At 70.5% G+C, this 15799-nt stretch carries 15 protein-coding genes; 1 reads left to right on the top strand and 14 read right to left on the bottom strand.

Features of this window, described 5'->3' with window-relative positions; genetic code table 11:
- The 14 genes from ACFWYM_RS44320 to ACFWYM_RS44255 form a co-directional block, all read right to left on the bottom strand.
- Nucleotides 1–244: hypothetical protein (locus ACFWYM_RS44320; RefSeq protein WP_384851198.1), on the bottom strand; the 244-nt coding region annotated here is incomplete at its 3' end.
- A 278-nt stretch (nucleotides 245–522) separates the two neighbouring features.
- A complete protein-coding gene (locus ACFWYM_RS44315; RefSeq protein WP_384851196.1) occupies nucleotides 523–1239 on the bottom strand; it encodes a TIGR03936 family radical SAM-associated protein in 717 nt (238 codons plus the stop codon).
- 53 nt (nucleotides 1240–1292) lie between these two features.
- Nucleotides 1293–2438 carry a hypothetical protein gene (locus ACFWYM_RS44310; protein WP_384851194.1) on the bottom strand — a complete coding sequence of 382 codons (1146 nt, stop codon included), beginning with the start codon at nucleotides 2436–2438 and terminating at the stop codon, nucleotides 1293–1295.
- Nucleotides 2439–2444: 6 nt separating this feature from the next.
- The gene (locus tag ACFWYM_RS44305; RefSeq protein WP_384851192.1) at nucleotides 2445–2996 is read right to left on the bottom strand and encodes a GNAT family N-acetyltransferase; all 552 of its coding nucleotides are present in this window, start codon (nucleotides 2994–2996) and stop codon (nucleotides 2445–2447) included.
- Nucleotides 2997–3016: 20 nt separating this feature from the next.
- Nucleotides 3017–4942: a TIGR03960 family B12-binding radical SAM protein gene (locus ACFWYM_RS44300; RefSeq protein ID WP_384851190.1), complete on the bottom strand. Its 1926-nt coding sequence runs from the start codon at nucleotides 4940–4942 to the stop codon at nucleotides 3017–3019.
- A 64-nt stretch (nucleotides 4943–5006) separates the two neighbouring features.
- Nucleotides 5007–6569 carry a CHAD domain-containing protein gene (locus tag ACFWYM_RS44295; protein ID WP_384851188.1) on the bottom strand — a complete coding sequence of 521 codons (1563 nt, stop codon included), beginning with the start codon at nucleotides 6567–6569 and terminating at the stop codon, nucleotides 5007–5009.
- Between the two features lie 61 nt (nucleotides 6570–6630).
- Nucleotides 6631–7824, bottom strand: a complete 1194-nt coding sequence (gene rodA / locus ACFWYM_RS44290; RefSeq protein WP_384851186.1) for a rod shape-determining protein RodA — start codon at nucleotides 7822–7824, stop codon at nucleotides 6631–6633.
- A gap of 6 nt (nucleotides 7825–7830) precedes the next feature.
- Nucleotides 7831–10014 (bottom strand): penicillin-binding protein 2, encoded by a 2184-nt coding sequence (gene mrdA / locus ACFWYM_RS44285; RefSeq protein WP_384851184.1) that lies wholly within the window; start codon nucleotides 10012–10014, stop codon nucleotides 7831–7833.
- A 37-nt stretch (nucleotides 10015–10051) separates the two neighbouring features.
- Nucleotides 10052–10729 carry a rod shape-determining protein MreD gene (mreD, locus tag ACFWYM_RS44280; protein WP_384851182.1) on the bottom strand — a complete coding sequence of 226 codons (678 nt, stop codon included), beginning with the start codon at nucleotides 10727–10729 and terminating at the stop codon, nucleotides 10052–10054.
- A gap of 13 nt (nucleotides 10730–10742) precedes the next feature.
- Nucleotides 10743–11693, bottom strand: coding sequence for a rod shape-determining protein MreC (gene mreC / locus ACFWYM_RS44275; RefSeq protein WP_384851180.1), 951 nt, complete (start codon nucleotides 11691–11693; stop codon nucleotides 10743–10745).
- A gap of 132 nt (nucleotides 11694–11825) precedes the next feature.
- The gene (locus ACFWYM_RS44270; protein WP_030362602.1) at nucleotides 11826–12845 is read right to left on the bottom strand and encodes a rod shape-determining protein; all 1020 of its coding nucleotides are present in this window, start codon (nucleotides 12843–12845) and stop codon (nucleotides 11826–11828) included.
- 368 nt (nucleotides 12846–13213) lie between these two features.
- Entirely contained in the window at nucleotides 13214–13627 is a 414-nt protein-coding gene (ndk, locus tag ACFWYM_RS44265; RefSeq protein ID WP_384851178.1) for a nucleoside-diphosphate kinase, read from the bottom strand.
- A 60-nt stretch (nucleotides 13628–13687) separates the two neighbouring features.
- Nucleotides 13688–14053: a DUF4233 domain-containing protein gene (locus ACFWYM_RS44260; protein ID WP_384851176.1), complete on the bottom strand. Its 366-nt coding sequence runs from the start codon at nucleotides 14051–14053 to the stop codon at nucleotides 13688–13690.
- A gap of 5 nt (nucleotides 14054–14058) precedes the next feature.
- Nucleotides 14059–15582, bottom strand: coding sequence for a bifunctional folylpolyglutamate synthase/dihydrofolate synthase (locus ACFWYM_RS44255; protein ID WP_384851175.1), 1524 nt, complete (start codon nucleotides 15580–15582; stop codon nucleotides 14059–14061).
- A gap of 133 nt (nucleotides 15583–15715) precedes the next feature.
- Between ACFWYM_RS44255 and ACFWYM_RS44250 the strand changes: the two genes are divergently transcribed.
- On the top strand, nucleotides 15716–15799 hold an 84-nt coding region (locus tag ACFWYM_RS44250), incomplete at its 3' end, for a rod shape-determining protein (RefSeq protein ID WP_384851199.1).

Genomic DNA, 15799 nt, shown 5'->3' with positions numbered 1-15799 from the left:
CGGCGGGCGCGGCCTCGGCCTGCGGGGTCCCGGCGGGCGCGGCCTCGGCCGCTGCCGCCGTGTCGGCGCTCTCGGCGCCCTGGTCCGTGGCGGGGGTGGCCGGTATGGCCGGAGCCGCCTCGGCGGTGCCCGCGGGGGGTCCCGCGGGACGCGACGCCGCCCGGCGCCGACGGCGCGGAGGCAGGGTGTCGCTGGGGGTGCTGTTCTGTTCCGAGCCCTCAGTGGGTTCGTTCGGCTCAAGCATGCGGGCGGTTCTCCCGTCACGCTCCCGGGCGCCGCGCCTGGTCCGGTGTTTCCGGCCCGCGCTGCGCAAACAGCGGGGCCGCCATCCGGGGCGCGGGCGCCGCACGGGAGCTCTCTATGTCTTGTCTCGCCGGTTCCGTACGCCCATGTGCGGACGGCCTGGCGAAAGTCTCGGTCAGTGCGCTGCCCGACCCAGGTGGCTCCCGAGTACGAGGGCGGCGCTTCGACATCCGTCCCTACGCGGGACCTTCCTTACGCCGGCACCTTCGCGGCGGCAGTTCAGGCTGCCTCGCGGTCGGGTGCGAGCGGGTCGGTCACCGTGCCGGTCTCGTCATCGAATGGCCCCTGCGCCAGCCTGGTCACCGCTGCGGGGACCGGCGGCGCCAGGTCGGCCACAGCTCGGAGACCGGACAGGACGTCGTCGGGTCGCACGGCAGGTGTCACGTGCCGAACAACCAGCCGCAGTATCGCACAGGCTCTGTCGGTCGGCCTATCAGCCGGATCATTGATCGCTGCCAGGCTCGCGACGGCCTCGCGGGCGTCGAAGGTGCGCATGCCGTTCTTCGTGCGGCGCTGGACCTCGACGGTCTCGGCGGCCAGGAAGGCGGCCGCGGCGCGCTCCGCCTCGGCGAGCTCGACGCCCTCCAGGCGCAGCTCCCACACGGAGGCGGCGAGCCGGTCGGCGAGGCCCGAGGTGCGGGCCTCGACCGCGTCCACGATGTCGAGCCCGGTGGGCAGCGACTCGTCGAGCAGCTCACGGAGCTTGTCCACGTCACGCGGGGCGGTGAGCGCGATCTCCAAGTACTCGGCCTCGCTGCCGGTGCCGGTGGGTGCGGCATTGGCGTACGACACCTTCGGGTGCGGGGTGAACCCGGCCGAGTACGCCATGGGCACCTCGGCGCGGCGCAGCGCCCGCTCGAAGGCGCGCTGGAAGTCGCGGTGGCTGGTGAACCGGAGGCGGCCGCGCTTGGTGTAGCGCAGTCGGATGCGCTGCACCGCGGGTGCGGGCGGCGGGCCTACGGGCTGTCGCTTGCCCAGTGTCCCTGTCCTTAGTGAATGTCGGTCTTCGTGAGTGCGGTCGTACTGCTACCAAGAGTACGTGGCTCCGCGGGGTCCGGTTCCCGCCGGGCCACCGGGACCGGGGCGGGCTCGCGCGGGGCGCCGAACAGCGTCCTGCGCACGTCGGCGCGGGCCTGGCGCAGGCTCTGCCGGGCGGCGGAGAGGGCCTGCCGGGTGGCGCGCCCCACTTCCCGGGCCACCTTCGCGGCGGGCCGCCACACCACGTCCCGGACCACGTGCCCGATCGGGGTGAGGACCGTGCGGTACGCCCAGCGCACCGGCTCCACGAAGAGCCGGCGCAGCAGCGTGCCCAGGAACCGCCCCACGGCCCGCGACACATACCCGGCCACCCGCCACGCGTGCCCGAGCGCATCCCCGATCTCCCGCCCGACGACGGCGAGCACCCGCCCCACGGGCGTGAGGATCCACCGCCACACCGCGACCAGCGGCACCACGAAGACCCACCGCAGGAGCGTGCCGACGACGAGGACGACGCCGCGCGCCAGCCAGCCGATCCCGGCCCCGACTCCCTTGACCAGCCAGGCGATCGCATGCCCCAGCGGGGTGAGCACACTGGCGTACAGCCACACCGCGGGCACCACGAACAGCACCCGCAGCAGCCACACGGTGCCGTGCCCGACGGGGCTGAACACCCGCCGGTACAGCCACGACAGGGGCACCACCACGAGGTAGCGCCACAGCCAGCTCAGGGGCACCACGACCAGGTACCGCCACAGCCACGCACAGGCCGCGCCGATGCCCCGGCCGCAGGCGGCGAGGGCGCGGCCGATGCCGACGAGGACCCAGCCGACTCCGCTCGCGACCGCCGTGGCCACCCAGGCGATGGCCCTTCCGACCGGCGCGAGCACCCACGCGTACAGCCACGACAGCGGAACCACGATCAACACCCGCCCCAGCCACGCCAGTCCACGCCCCACCGGGCGCAGCAGGCTCCGGTGCAGGAGGCGGCCGAAGGCGGTGAGGGCGTCCCAGACGAGGCGCACCGGGACGACGAAGACGAAGACCACGATGCGTACGGGGATGCGGATGGCGATCGCGAGACAGCCCTCGGCCTCGCGGGACACCGCGGCGGGGGCCGGGGGCGGCGCGGGCTGCGGGTGCTTCTCCAGGTCCATGTCGTCCTAGACGTTCAACGGGCGGCGGTCGGTTCGGATCCAGTAGCGCAGCTTCCCGCCGCGCTCGTCCTCGAACTCCCCGTCCGCGGCCTCTATCACCTTGCGCGAACCGGAGTTGTCCACGTCGCACGTCACCAGCACGGATTCCAGGCCCAGTTCGGCCGCGTGCGGCAGGCAGGCGCGGAGCATCGCGGTGGCGTGGCCGCGGCGCCGGGCGCTGGGGCGGACGTCATAGCCGATGTGGCCGCCGTACTCGCGCAGGAAGCGGGTGGCGACGGTGTGCCGGATGGAGAGGCGGCCCAGGTAGTCCGTCCCGTCCACGTACCAAAGGGTCGTGACGGGAACGGAGTTCGGGCCCTCGGGGTGTGCGGCGGCGAGGACCTCGGCGACGTACGCGGCGAAGACCTCGGGGTCCTGCCAGCGGCCGCCGTAGTCGCGCAGCACCCGGCCGAGCGTCGTGTCGTCGCCGGGCGCGCCCCGCCCCTCGGCCCGGAACTCCTCCATCGCGTCGACGAAGGAGCGGTGGACCGGGCCGGCGGGCGGGGTGAGGCGGGGCATCCGGGGATGCTATCCGGGCCCTACTTCACGACCGTGAGCGGCAGGAGCTTCTTGCCGGTCGGGCCGATCTGGATCTCGGTCTGCATCTGCGGGCAGACGCCGCAGTCGAAGCAGGGCGTCCAGCGGCAGTCCTCGACCTCGGTCTCGTCGAGCGAGTCCTGCCAGTCGTCCCAGAGCCAGTCCTTGTCGAGGCCGGAGTCCAGGTGGTCCCAGGGCAGGACCTCCTCGTAGGTGCGCTCGCGCGTCGTGTACCAGTCGACGTCCACGCCGAAGGGGGCGAGCGCCTTGTCGGCGCAGGCCATCCAGCGGTCGTACGAGAAGTGCTCGCGCCAGCCGTCGAAGCGGCCGCCGTCCTCGTAGACGGCGCGGATGACGGCGCCGATGCGGCGGTCACCGCGGGAGAGCAGGCCCTCGACGATGCCGGGCTTGCCGTCGTGGTAGCGGAAGCCGATGGAGCGGCCGTACTTCTTGTCGCCGCGGATCTTGTCGCGGAGCTTTTCGAGACGGGCGTCCGTCTCCTGCGACGACAGCTGCGGGGCCCACTGGAAGGGGGTGTGGGGCTTCGGCACGAAGCCGCCGATGGAGACCGTGCAGCGGATGTCGTTCGAGCCGGAGACCTCGCGGCCCTTCTGGATCACGTTCATCGCCATGTCGGCGATCTGGAGAACGTCCTCGTCCGTCTCCGTCGGCAGACCGCACATGAAGTACAGCTTCACCTGGCGCCAGCCGTTGCCGTACGCCGTCGAGACCGTCCTGATGAGGTCTTCCTCGGACACCATCTTGTTGATGACCTTGCGCATGCGCTCACTGCCGCCCTCGGGGGCGAAGGTGAGGCCGGAGCGGCGGCCGTTGCGCGTGAGCTCGTTGGCCAGGTCGACGTTGAAGGCGTCCACGCGGGTCGAGGGGAGGGAGAGGCCGATCTTGTCTTCCTCGTAGCGGTCGGCCAGGCCCTTGGCGATGTCGCCGATCTCGGAGTGGTCGGCGGACGAGAGGGAGAGCAGGCCGACTTCCTCGAAGCCGGTGGCCTTCAGGCCCTTCTCCACCATGTCGCCGATGCCGGTGATGCTGCGCTCCCGCACCGGGCGGGTGATCATGCCCGCCTGGCAGAAGCGGCAGCCGCGCGTACAGCCGCGGAAGATCTCGACCGACATGCGCTCGTGGACCGTCTCCGCGAGCGGGACCAGGGGCTGCTTCGGGTACGGCCACTCGTCCAGGTCCATGACGGTGTGCTTGGACACGCGCCACGGGACGCCCGACTTGTTGGGCACGACGCGGCCGATGCGGCCGTCCGGGAGGTACTCGACGTCATAGAAGGCCGGGACGTAGACGCTGCCGGTCCTGGCGAGGCGGAACAGGACCTCCTCGCGGCCGCCGGGGCAGCCCTCGGCCTTCCACGCGCGGATGATCTCCGTCATGTCGAGCACGGCCTGCTCGCCGTCGCCGATCACGGCGCAGTCGATGAACTCGGCGATCGGCTCGGGGTTGAAGGCCGCGTGCCCGCCCGCGAGGACGATCGGGTCGTCGATCGTGCGGTCCTTGGCCTCCAGCGGGATGCCCGCGAGGTCCAGGGCCGTCAGCATGTTCGTGTAGCCGAGCTCGGTGGAGAAGCTGAGCCCGAAGACGTCGAAGGCGCGGACGGGGCGGTGCGAGTCCACGGTGAACTGGGGGACCTTGTGCTCCCGCATCAGCTCCTCGAGGTCCGGCCACACGCTGTACGTGCGCTCGGCGAGCACGCCCTCGCGCTCGTTCAGGACCTCGTAGAGGATCATGACGCCCTGGTTGGGGAGCCCGACCTCGTAGGCGTCCGGGTACATCAGGGCCCAGCGGACGTCGCACGACTCCCACGGCTTGACGGTGGAGTTCAGCTCACCGCCGACGTACTGAATCGGCTTCTGCACATGGGGCAGCAGGGCCTCAAGCTGAGGGAAGACGGACTCGGCAGGCATCTCGCGAACCTTCGTGAGCTGGCAGGGGTGACCATCCAGCGTACCCCGGCCGGAGGACGCCCCCTCACGGAACGAGCGCCGCCCTTAGCCGCTGCGCCGACGCCTTCTTCCACACCCGGGGCAGCTCCCGCTCCCGCTCCGCCGCCGCGGCCTCCTCCTGGCCGTACAGAAGGCCCCAGGTGAAGGCCGTCTCACCGGACGCGTGGGCGAGGATCGCGAGGTGCCGCAGCGCGTCCCGGGCGACGACGCTGTCCTGATGGTCGCCGAGCACGGTCTGCACCTTCTTCATCCGCTTCGCGAACCGCTGCGCGCCCTTCCCCAGCGCGGGCACGGCCGCCTCCCCCGCGTACCGCGCGCGCTTGGCCGCCTTGCGGGCCTCATGCAGGGCCAGGTCCCGCTCCTGCCCGGGCGGCAGCGCCAGGGCGTGCCCGACCCGGGTGGCGAGCCTGCCGTAGTCCTTCAGAACCGCCTTGGCCAGTACGTCTTCGGGGGCCCCGTCCGCCGCCCTGCCCAGCGGCGGGTCGGCGAGCAGGGCGTCGACGGCCTCGAGGAGCGCGAGGTAGCGCTTGCCGTCGAGGACCGCGACGGTGCGCCTGCGGGAACCGGCCCGGTTGGCCACGGCCCAGGCGCGCAGACGGCCGCGGACGGGGCCGAGCAGGAGTGTGCGGGGCACGGCGTCGAGCCGGGTCTGGAGCCGCTCGGTGAGCACCTCCTGGTCCCGGTCCACGCCCAACTCCCCTGCCAGCCATTTCAGTTCGTCCCCGATGGGGTCGGTGACAGTCCGGTCGAGCACCTTCCCGTACGACTTGAAGGCGCTGCGCATGCGCCGGGTGGCGACCCGCATCTGGTGCACGGAGTCGGGCAGGTCGCGGCGGACGGCGGGGTCGAGCTCGATGAGGGCGTCGCGCTGGGTGCGGAGGTAGGCGAGGATGTGGTCGGCGGAGGTCTCGGGGGCTCCGGGCACCTCGACGCCCGCGAAGCCCGCCCCCTTCTTGCCGGACTTCTTCGCCTTACGCTGCTTCGGCGCCGTGTCGGCACGGGCCCTGGCCAGCTTCGACGCCGACCGCGACCGCTCCACCCCCGCCTTGCGCAGCCTCTTCTCGACCTGGTCCAGGAGCGCCGGGTCCCCGTCGTCCGCCAGCTCCACCTCGATCTCGGTCCACTCGGCCGTGCCGCCCTCGTCGGTGAGCCGCTCCGCCCGCACCCGGTCGACGCTGAGCTCGGCGAGCAGCGCACCCTCGGGGTCCACGAGGTGGCTCAGGTCCCGCGCGGACAACAGCCGCATGACGGGGGCGAGTTCGGCGTCGCGCACCCGGGACCGCACCAGGCCGAGGAGCGCGCGCGGCACCGTGTCCGAGAGCGGGGCCCGGACCTCGTCGCGCACGCCCTGTGCCAGGGAGACCGGCAGCTTCAGGTGCCAGCCCGCGTCGTCGCCGCCGGTGCGGCGCCGCAGCGTGATGGAGTCGGCGGCCAGGCGCTGGTCGGCGGTGTCGTAGTAGACGGCATCGAGCTCGGCGACGCCCTTGTCGAGGACGCCCGCGACCCCGGCGACGCGGGTCAGGTCGGGCAGCTCGGTGCCCGGCACGACGTCGTACTTCCGCTCGATCTCGCGCTTCGTCTCCGCCATGACCCGAATTTAGACGCCAGGCGGGGCCCTGGGCAGTCCCAGGACCGGCCTCCCCGGAGAGCTACGCCGACATCGGCCGCTGCACCTTGATCGACTGCAGCAGCCCGACCGCCACCCACACCGCGAACATCGACGACCCTCCGTACGAGACGAAGGGCAGCGGCAGACCGGCGACCGGCATGATGCCGAGCGTCATCCCGATGTTCTCGAAGGACTGGAAGGCGAACCAGGCGATGATCCCGGCCGCGACGATCGTGCCGTACAGCTCGGTCGTCTCGCGCGCGATGCGGCAGGCCCGCCACAGGATCACGCCGAGGAGCAGCAGGATCGCCCCGGCGCCGACGAAGCCGAGCTCCTCGCCCGCGACCGTGAAGACGAAGTCCGTCTGCTGTTCGGGGACGAACTGGCCGGTGGTCTGCGAGCCGTGGAAGAGGCCGGAGCCCGAAAGGCCGCCCGAACCGATCGCGATGCGCGCCTGGTTGGTGTTGTAGCCGACGCCCGCCGGGTCGAGCGCGGGGTTGGCGAAGGCCGCGAAGCGGGCGATCTGGTAGTCGTCGAGGATGCCGAGCTGCCAGACCGCGATGGCGCCCGCCGCGCCCGTGCCGACGAGCCCGAAGATCCAGCGGTTGGAGGCCCCGGAGGCGAGCAGCACGCCCAGCAGGATCATGACCATCACCATGACCGAGCCGAGGTCGGGCATGAGCAGGACGATCAGTATCGGGACGGTGGCCAGGCCCAGGGCCTGCAGGACCGTGCGGTGGTCGGGGTGGACCTTGTCGCCCGCGTCGACGCGCGCGGCGAGCAGCATCGCCATGCCCAGGATGATCGTGATCTTCACGAACTCGGAGGGCTGCAGCGACTGCCCGCCGACCACGAGCCACGCGTGCGCGCCGTTGATGGTCGCGCCGAGCGGGGTGAGGACGAGCAGGACCAGGAAGACCGAGACGCCGTAGAGGATCGGCACGGCGGTGCGCAGGGTGCGGTGGCCGAGCCAGACGGTGCCGACCATCAGGGCGAGGCCGATGCCGATGTTCCCGACGTGCTTGAGCAGGAAGGCGTAGGGGTCGTCGCCCACCAGCTCGGTGCGGTTGCGGGTCGCCGAGTAGACGAGCGCGCAGCCGATCGCGGAGAGCGCGAGCGCCGCGAGGAGCATCGGCCAGTCCATCCGGCGCACTATCGAGTCGCGCGCGAACAGCCGGGAGAGCGTGGAGCGTTCGGGGCCGTAGCCGGAGACGGAGAAGCCGTTGCCTGTCATCACGGGTCAGTCCCTCCGTCCGGCCGTGGCACCGGGCAGCGCGGCCGCGAGCTCCTGCTGCTCCTGCGGCGGCTTCGGCTTCTCCGGCTTGAAGGGCTTGATCTTCGGGGAGTCGATCGACCCGTCCGGCTCGATCTTCGGCAGGGACTTCTGCGGCTCGGGAAGCAGTGCCTTCTTGAGGTCCTGCTTGCCGCTGTCGTCCAGGCCGTAGATGCCGTCGTAGATCTTGCGCACGGCGGGACCGGAGGCCCCGGAACCCGTACCACCCTGGGAGATCGTCATCACGATCGAGTAGTCCTTGGTGTACGTGGCGAACCAGGAGGTCGTCTGCTTGCCGTAGACCTCGGCCGTGCCCGTCTTGGCGTGCATCGGGATCTTGTCCTGCGGCCAGCCGCCGAAGCGCCAGGCGGCGGTGCCGTGGGTGGCGACTCCCGCGAGGGCACCGTCTATGTCGTCACGGGTCTTCTGCGTCATCGGCAGCTTGCCGTGCGACTTGGGCTTGATCTCCTCGACCTGCTTGCCGTCGGCGCTGACGATGGCCTTGCCGACGGTGGGGTCGTGGAGGGTGCCGCCGTTGGCGATGGCGGCGTAGATGGAGGCCATCTGGATCGGCGTGACGAGGGTGTCGCCCTGGCCGATGGAGTAGTTGACGGAGTCACCGGCGCGCATCTTCATGCCTTCCAGGCAGTTCTCGTACGCGATGCGCTCGGCGTAGTCGCCGCTCTTCTTGCCGGACTTGCACCAGCCGTCCTTGTTGGCCTTCCAGTAGTCCTTCTTCCACTGGCGGTCCGGGACGCGGCCGGTGACCTCGTTCGGCAGGTCGATGCCGGTCTCCTTGCCGAGGCCGAACTGGTGGGCCGTCTTGTAGAACCAGTCGTGGGCGTTCTTCTTCGGCTTGTTGCCGCCGTCCTTGGCCCACTGGTCGTGGCTCAGCTTGTAGAAGACGGTGTCGCAGGAGACCTCGAGGGCCTGGCCGAGGGTGATGCTGCCGTGGCCCTCGGACTCGAAGTTCTTGAAGGTCTGGCCGCCGATGGAGTACGAACTCGGGCAGGGGTAGCGGCCGTTGAAGCTGTAGCCCGCGTTGACCGCCGCCGTCGAGGAGATGACCTTGAAGATCGAGCCGGGCGCGGCCTGGCCCTGGATCGCCCGGTTGAGCAGCGGGTAGTTGGACTTCTTGCCGGTGAGGTTGGCGTAGTCCTTGCCGGAGATCCCGCCGACCCAGGCGTTGGGGTCGTACGACGGGTTGGAGGCCATGGAGACGATGCGGCCGGTCTTGTTCTCCATGACGACGACGGCGCCCGCGTCGGCCTTGTAGTTCTCGCCGGTGTTCTTGTCGAACTCGCCGCGGGCCTTCTTCATCGCGTCGTTGAGCCAGTACTCGGACAGGGCCTGGACGCGGGCGTCGATGCTGGTGACGACGTTCGAGCCGGGCTCGGCCTTGTCGGCCTTGGCCTTGCCGATGACACGGCCGAGGTTGTCCACCTCGTAGCGGGTCACGCCCGCCTTGCCGCGCAGCTGCTTGTCGTAGGTGCGCTCCAGGCCGGAGCGGCCGACCTGGTCGGAGCGGAGGAAGGGCGAGTCGGTGTCCTTGGCCTTGTTGATCTCGTCGTCGGTGACGGGCGAGAGATAGCCGAGGACCTGCGCGGTGTTGGACTTGCCGGGGGCGGCGTAGCGGCGCACGGCGGTGGGCTCGGCGGTGATGCCGGGGAAGTCCTCGGAGCGCTCGCGGATCTGCAGGGCCTGCTTGGGAGTGGCCTCGTCCGTGATCGGGATGGGCTGGTAGGGCGAGCCGTTCCAGCAGGGCTGGGGGGTCTTGGAGTCGCAGAGGCGGACCTTGTCGGCGACGTCCTTGGGGTTCATCTCCAGGACGTCGGCGAGCTTGGCGAGGACCGCCTTGCCGTCGTCCTTCATCTTCATCAGGTCCGTGCGGGACGCCGAGACGACGAGGCGGGTCTGGTTGTCGGCGATGGGCACGCCGCGCGCGTCCAGGATCGAACCGCGTACGGCGGGCTGGACGACCTGCTGGACGTGGTTGCCGGAGGCTTCCTTGGCGTACTCGTCGCCGTTGCGGATCTGCAGGTACCAGAGGCGGCCACCGAGGGTGAGCAGCAGGGAGACCACGAGGATCTGGAGGATGACGAGACGGATCTGGACCCGTGGGGTCCGTCCTGTCTCAGGAATATTGGTCACTTCGCATCGCCTCCCCGGTACGTGAAGTGGTGTGCGCTCACAGGCGCTTGACCCCCTTGATGCGTCCGGCCCGCGCGACGCGGGCCTTCGCCGCCTTCATCCGCAGCCCTCCGCCGCGCTGGCTGCCGATGCGCAGGCCGGTCCCCGAGGAGAGCCAGCCGGACGAGACGTCGGCGGCCTTCGTTCCGGAGGACGAGCTCTCCCCCAGCGGGTCGTTGTCGGCGCGCCGGGCGAGGGCGATGATGAACGGCACCGTGAACGGCGCGAGCAGCAGGTCGTACAGGGCGGCCGTGAACAGCAGCCCGCCGAGGCCCACATGGCGGGCCGCGGTGTCGCCGACGAGGGCGCCCACGCCCGCGTACAGCAGGGTCGTGCCGATGGCGGCGCCGACGACCACGAAGAGCGGGCCGCTGGCCGAGCGGAGCTTGCCGCCCTCCGGCTTGGCGAGGCCCGCGAGGTAGCCGATGACGCAGAGCACCAGGGCGTAGCGTCCGGCGGCGTGGTCGGCGGGCGGCGCCAGGTCGGACAGGAGGCCGGCGCCGAAGCCGATGAGGGCGCCGCCGACGTGGCCGTAGACCAGGGCGAGCCCGAGGACGGTGAGGAGCACCAAGTCGGGTACGGCGCCCGGCAGTTGGAGGCGGGCGAGGACGCTCACCTGGATCACGAGGGCGACGACGACCAGCGTGGTGGAGAGCAGGATTCGGTTGAAGCGCATGGGTCCGGTGCTCCTACTGCTCGTAGCCGTTGTCGGCGTCGCCCTGGGGCTGTCCTGACGGAGTGGCCGTGACGGTCACCGTCGGGGTCGGCTTGGGCTTCTCGGGCTTGGGCGGGAGGACCGTGTCGCGGGGGTCCTCGCGGGGGGCCTCGACGACGACGCCGACGATGTCGAGCTTGGTGAAGCCGACGTACGGCTTGACGTAGACGGTGCGGGTGAGGTCGCCGCCGGAGGGGTCGACGCGGACGACCTCGCCGACGGGGACGCCGGGCACGAACGGCTTGTCCTTCTGCGAGCCGAAGGTCACCAGACGGTCGCCCTTCTTGACCTTGGCCTTGCCGTTGAGGAGCTGCACCGCGAGCGGGCGGTCGCCCTGGCCGGTGGCGAAGCCGAGTTCGTCGGTCTTCTCCATGCGGGTGCCGACGGTGAAGTCCGGGTCGTTGGCGAGCAGGACGGTCGCGGTGTTCGGGCCGACGGTCGTCACGCGCCCGACGAGTCCGTCGCCGTTCAGGACCGTCATGTCGCGCTTGAGGCCGTCGTTCGAACCGGCGTCGATGGTGACGGTCCAGGAGAAGCCCTGGGCCGCTCCTATGCCGATGACCTCGGCGCCCTTGATGCCGTACTGCCCGGCGCCCGCCTTCTTCAGCATGGCGTCGAGCTGGCGGACCCGGCTGCGGTTGCGGTCGTCGCTGCCGAGCTTGGCCTTCAACGCGGCGTTCTGGCGCTCGAGTTCGGCGATCCGATCGTGCCGGTCACCGGAGTCGCGGACCGCGCCGATGGCGTTGCCGATCGGGTCGACGGCCGCCGACACTCCGTTCTCGACCGGTCCGAAGACGGTCGCGGCGGCCTGGCGGGCACCGTCGACCGGCGAGTCCTCGCCCCCTCTGATGTCCACCGTGATCAGTGCGAACGCGATGGCGATCAGCAGCACCAGGAGCAGCCGGCTCTCTCGTGTGTCCCTCACGTGCGGCGGCCGTGCCTTCCTCAGTAGGAATCTGCAGAGTCTCTCTGCCGTGCCTGTATTGCTATGCCTCTATATCAACGATCCGCCGCACGGGACGGCAGGTACCCGTACGGCGGATTTCAGAGTGTCAGCTCATCTGCGGGGCTGGGCGTCCAGCACCTGCTGGAGCGCCTCGAACTCCTCGACACACTTGCCGGAGCCGAGCGCCACGCTGTCCAGCGGGTCCTCGGCGATGTGGATCGGCATGCCCGTCTCACGGCGCAGGCGCTCGTCGAGCCCGCGCAGCAAGGCGCCGCCACCCGTCAGAACGATGCCGCGGTCCATGACGTCACCCGACAGCTCGGGCGGGCACTTGTCGAGCGTCGTCTTCACCGCGTCCACGATCGCGTTGACCGGCTCCTCGATGGCCTTGCGGACCTCTGCGGCGGAGATGACGACGGTCTTCGGGAGGCCGGAGACCAGGTCCCGGCCGCGGATCTCGGTGTGCTCGTCGGCGTCCATGTCGTACGCGGAGCCGATGGTGATCTTGATCTGCTCGGCCGTGCGCTCGCCGAGGAGGAGGGAGTACTCCTTCTTGATGTGCTGGATGATCGCGTTGTCCAGCTCGTCGCCGGCGACGCGGATGGACTGCGCCGTGACGATTCCGCCGAGCGAGATGACGGCGACCTCGGTGGTGCCGCCGCCGATGTCCACCACCATGTTGCCGGTGGCCTCGTGGACCGGGAGGCCGGAGCCGATGGCCGCGGCCATGGGCTCCTCGATGATGTGCACCTGGCGGGCGCCGGCCTGCGAGGACGCCTCGATGACCGCGCGGCGCTCGACGCCGGTGATGCCCGAGGGCACACAGACGACGACGCGGGGGCGGGCCAGGTAGCGGCGCTTGTGGATCTTCAGGATGAAGTAGCGGAGCATCCGCTCGGTGATTTCGAAGTCGGCGATGACGCCGTCCTTCAGCGGTCGCACGGCGACGATGTTGCCGGGCGTGCGCCCGATCATCTTCTTCGCTTCCGCGCCGACCGCGAGGATGCCGCCGGTGTTGGTGTTGATCGCGACGACGGATGGTTCGTTGAGTACGATCCCCCGACCCCTGACGTACACCAGCGTGTTGGCGGTCCCGAGGTCGACAGCCATGTCACGGCCGATGAACGACATGTTGTTCCCCATGAGGATGCGTCTGGCCTTCCCTAGTGGAGCGTGTGATGGCTTGTTAGGTAGGCGAGGTGGGTGCTGTGTGGCGTGGAGGCTTCCATCGTAGTCTCGCCTGCACGGACACGGCGCGAGGGTCTTCGCCATTGTCAGCAGATGATGGGGCGCCCCGCTCTTGGAGACGTGCCATCGGAGGCATGGGTTCCCCCAATTGGGGCGCATATGCCAAGGGACGGCCGAATTTCTCCGGCCGTCCCAGGTCAGAGCGGTGCGGCGCTGACAAGGCGTCAGAAGCACGTCCACATCGCGGACGGGCCTTTCTGGATCTCTTACGCGAGATTTAAGGAATCCCTTACGCGGGACTCACACAAGACTTATGCGATGCCGGGGAAGAAGATCTTCAGCTCCCGCTCGGCGGACTCCTCCGAGTCCGACGCGTGGATGAGGTTCTCGCGCACGATGGTGCCGAAGTCGCCGCGAATGGAACCGGGGGCGGCGGCGATGGGGTCGGTGGGACCCGCGAGCTGACGCACGCCCTCGATGACGCGCTCGCCCTCGACGACGAGAGCGACGACCGGGCCGGACGACATGAAGGCCACAAGCGGCTCGTAGAAGGGCTTGCCCTTGTGCTCGCCGTAGTGCTGCTCCAGGGTCTCCTGGTCCAGGGAGCGGAGCTCGAGCGCGCTGATGGTCCAGTTCGCCTTGCGCTCGATCCGGCCGATGAGCTCGCCGATCAGACCCCGGCGGACGGCGTCGGGCTTCAGCAGGACGAGGGTGCGCTGGCTCATGGTGTGCGGCTCCAAGCGGATCAACGGATACGGGGATTCCCCGCACCCTACCGGGGGCCACTACGCGGCGTTACCTCCGGCCTCGGCGGCGGCCTCCGCCTGGGCGGCGAACCGCGCCTTCGCCTCGTCGATCTTGCGGCCGAAGTGGACCGACGCCCACCACAGGGCCGCGAAGACCGCGCCCATGAAGAACATCGTCGGGACCACGAAGCCGCTCGCGATCAGGGCGATCTGGAGGGCCCAGCCGAGCTGGACGCCGCCGGGGCGCGTGATCATCCCGCAGAGCAGGACGCACAGGAACATCGCGATGCCGCAGACCGTCCAGACCGTGCCCATCGTCAGGTCCGGGTCCTTCATGGCGACCAGGCCCGCGAACCCCACGATGAAGAACTCGCCGATCAGCGTCGAAGCGCAGAGCGTACGCACAGCGGTCAGCCCCTCCCCAGGAGCAGTCGGGCCTCGCCGACGGTGATGACGGAGCCGGTGACGAGGACGCCGCCGCCGGCGTACTCGCCCTCCTCCTCGGCGAGCGTGATCGCGGCCTCCAGGGCGTCGTCCAGGCGCGGCTCGACCTGCACCCGGTCCTCGCCGAAGACCTCGACGGCGACGCCCGCGAGGGCGTCCGCGTCCATCGCGCGATGGCTGGAGTTCTGCGTGACGACGATCTCGGCGAAGATCGGCTCGAAGGCTTCGAGGAGGCCCCGGACGTCCTTGTCGGCGCTCGCGCCGACCACGCCGATCAGGCGGCTGAAGTCGAAGACCTCGCTGATCGCGGCGGCGGTGGCGCGGGCGCCCGCGGGGTTGTGCGCGGCGTCCACCACGACGGTCGGCGAGCGGCGCACGACCTCGAGGCGGCCGGGCGAGGAGACCGAGGCGAACGCCTTGCGGATGGTCTCGATGTCCAGCGGCCGTGCGTGCTGCGAGCCGATGCCGAAGAACGCCTCGACGGCGGCGAGCGCCACCGCGGCGTTGTGCGCCTGGTACTCGCCGTGCAGGGGCAGGAAGACCTCCTCGTACTCGCCGCCGAGGCCGCGCAGGGTGAGGAGCTGGCCGCCGACCGCGACCTGGCGGGCGACGACGCCGAACTCCAGGCCCTCGCGCGCGACCGTCGCATCCACGTCGACGGCCTTCTTCAGGAGCACCTGGGCGGCGTCGACCGGCTGCTGGGCGAGGATCACCGTGGCGTCCTGCTTGATGATCCCGGACTTCTCGACGGCGATCTCGGCGGGCGTGGAGCCGAGCCGGTCCGTGTGGTCGAGGTCGATGGGGGTGATGACGGCGACGGAGCCGTCGATCACGTTCGTCGCGTCCCAGCTGCCGCCCATGCCGACCTCGACGACCGCCACGTCCACCGGGGCGTCCGCGAACGCGGCGTACGCCATGCCCGTGAGCACCTCGAAGAACGAGAGGCGGTACTCCTGCTGGGAGTCGACCATCTCCACGTACGGCTTGATGTCGCGGTACGTCTCGATGAAGCGCTCGGGGTCGATGGGGGCGCCGTCCAGGCTGATCCGCTCGGTGATCGACTGGACGTGCGGCGAGGTGTAGCGGCCGGTGCGGAGCTCGAAGGCGGCGAAGAGGGCCTCGATCATGCGGGCCGTCGACGTCTTCCCGTTCGTCCCCGTGATGTGGATCGACGGGTACGCCCGCTGGGGCTCGCCGAGCACGTCCATCAGGGCCGCGATGCGGCTGACGGAGGGCTCCAGCTTGGTCTCGCCCCAGCGGCCCGCGAGCTCGGTCTCCACCTCGCGCAGGGCCCGGTCCACCTCCGGGTCGGCCGGGCGGGCCGGGACGTCTCCCTCGGGCGGGCCCGACTGGGCGCGCAGGGTGCGGCTGCCCGCTTCGATCACCGCGAGGTCGGGGTCGCGGCCGGTCTCGGCCTCGACGATCTCCTCGAAGGTCGAAGGGACGTCGCCGTCGTCGGCGCGGTCGTCATGCGGGGGCAGCTCACTCACATACGCCAGTCTACGGAGCCCCACCGACAGCGGTCGCCGCCCCACCGGCAGCGGGCGTTCAGGACCTTCGGCCCGCCCGATTCGGGACCTTGGTCCCGCCGAACCGGAGAATCGCCGGGCAAACTTGGCGATCATGGACATAGGCATCGACCTCGGTACGGCGAACACCCTCCTCTACGTCCGCGGCCAGGGCATCGTGCTCAACGAACCCTCGGTG

It is taken from the genome of Streptomyces sp. NPDC059009 (assembly GCF_042740175.1).
GTDB lineage: Bacteria > Actinomycetota > Actinomycetes > Streptomycetales > Streptomycetaceae > Streptomyces.
This window is presented reverse-complemented; position numbering and strand designations above follow the sequence as displayed.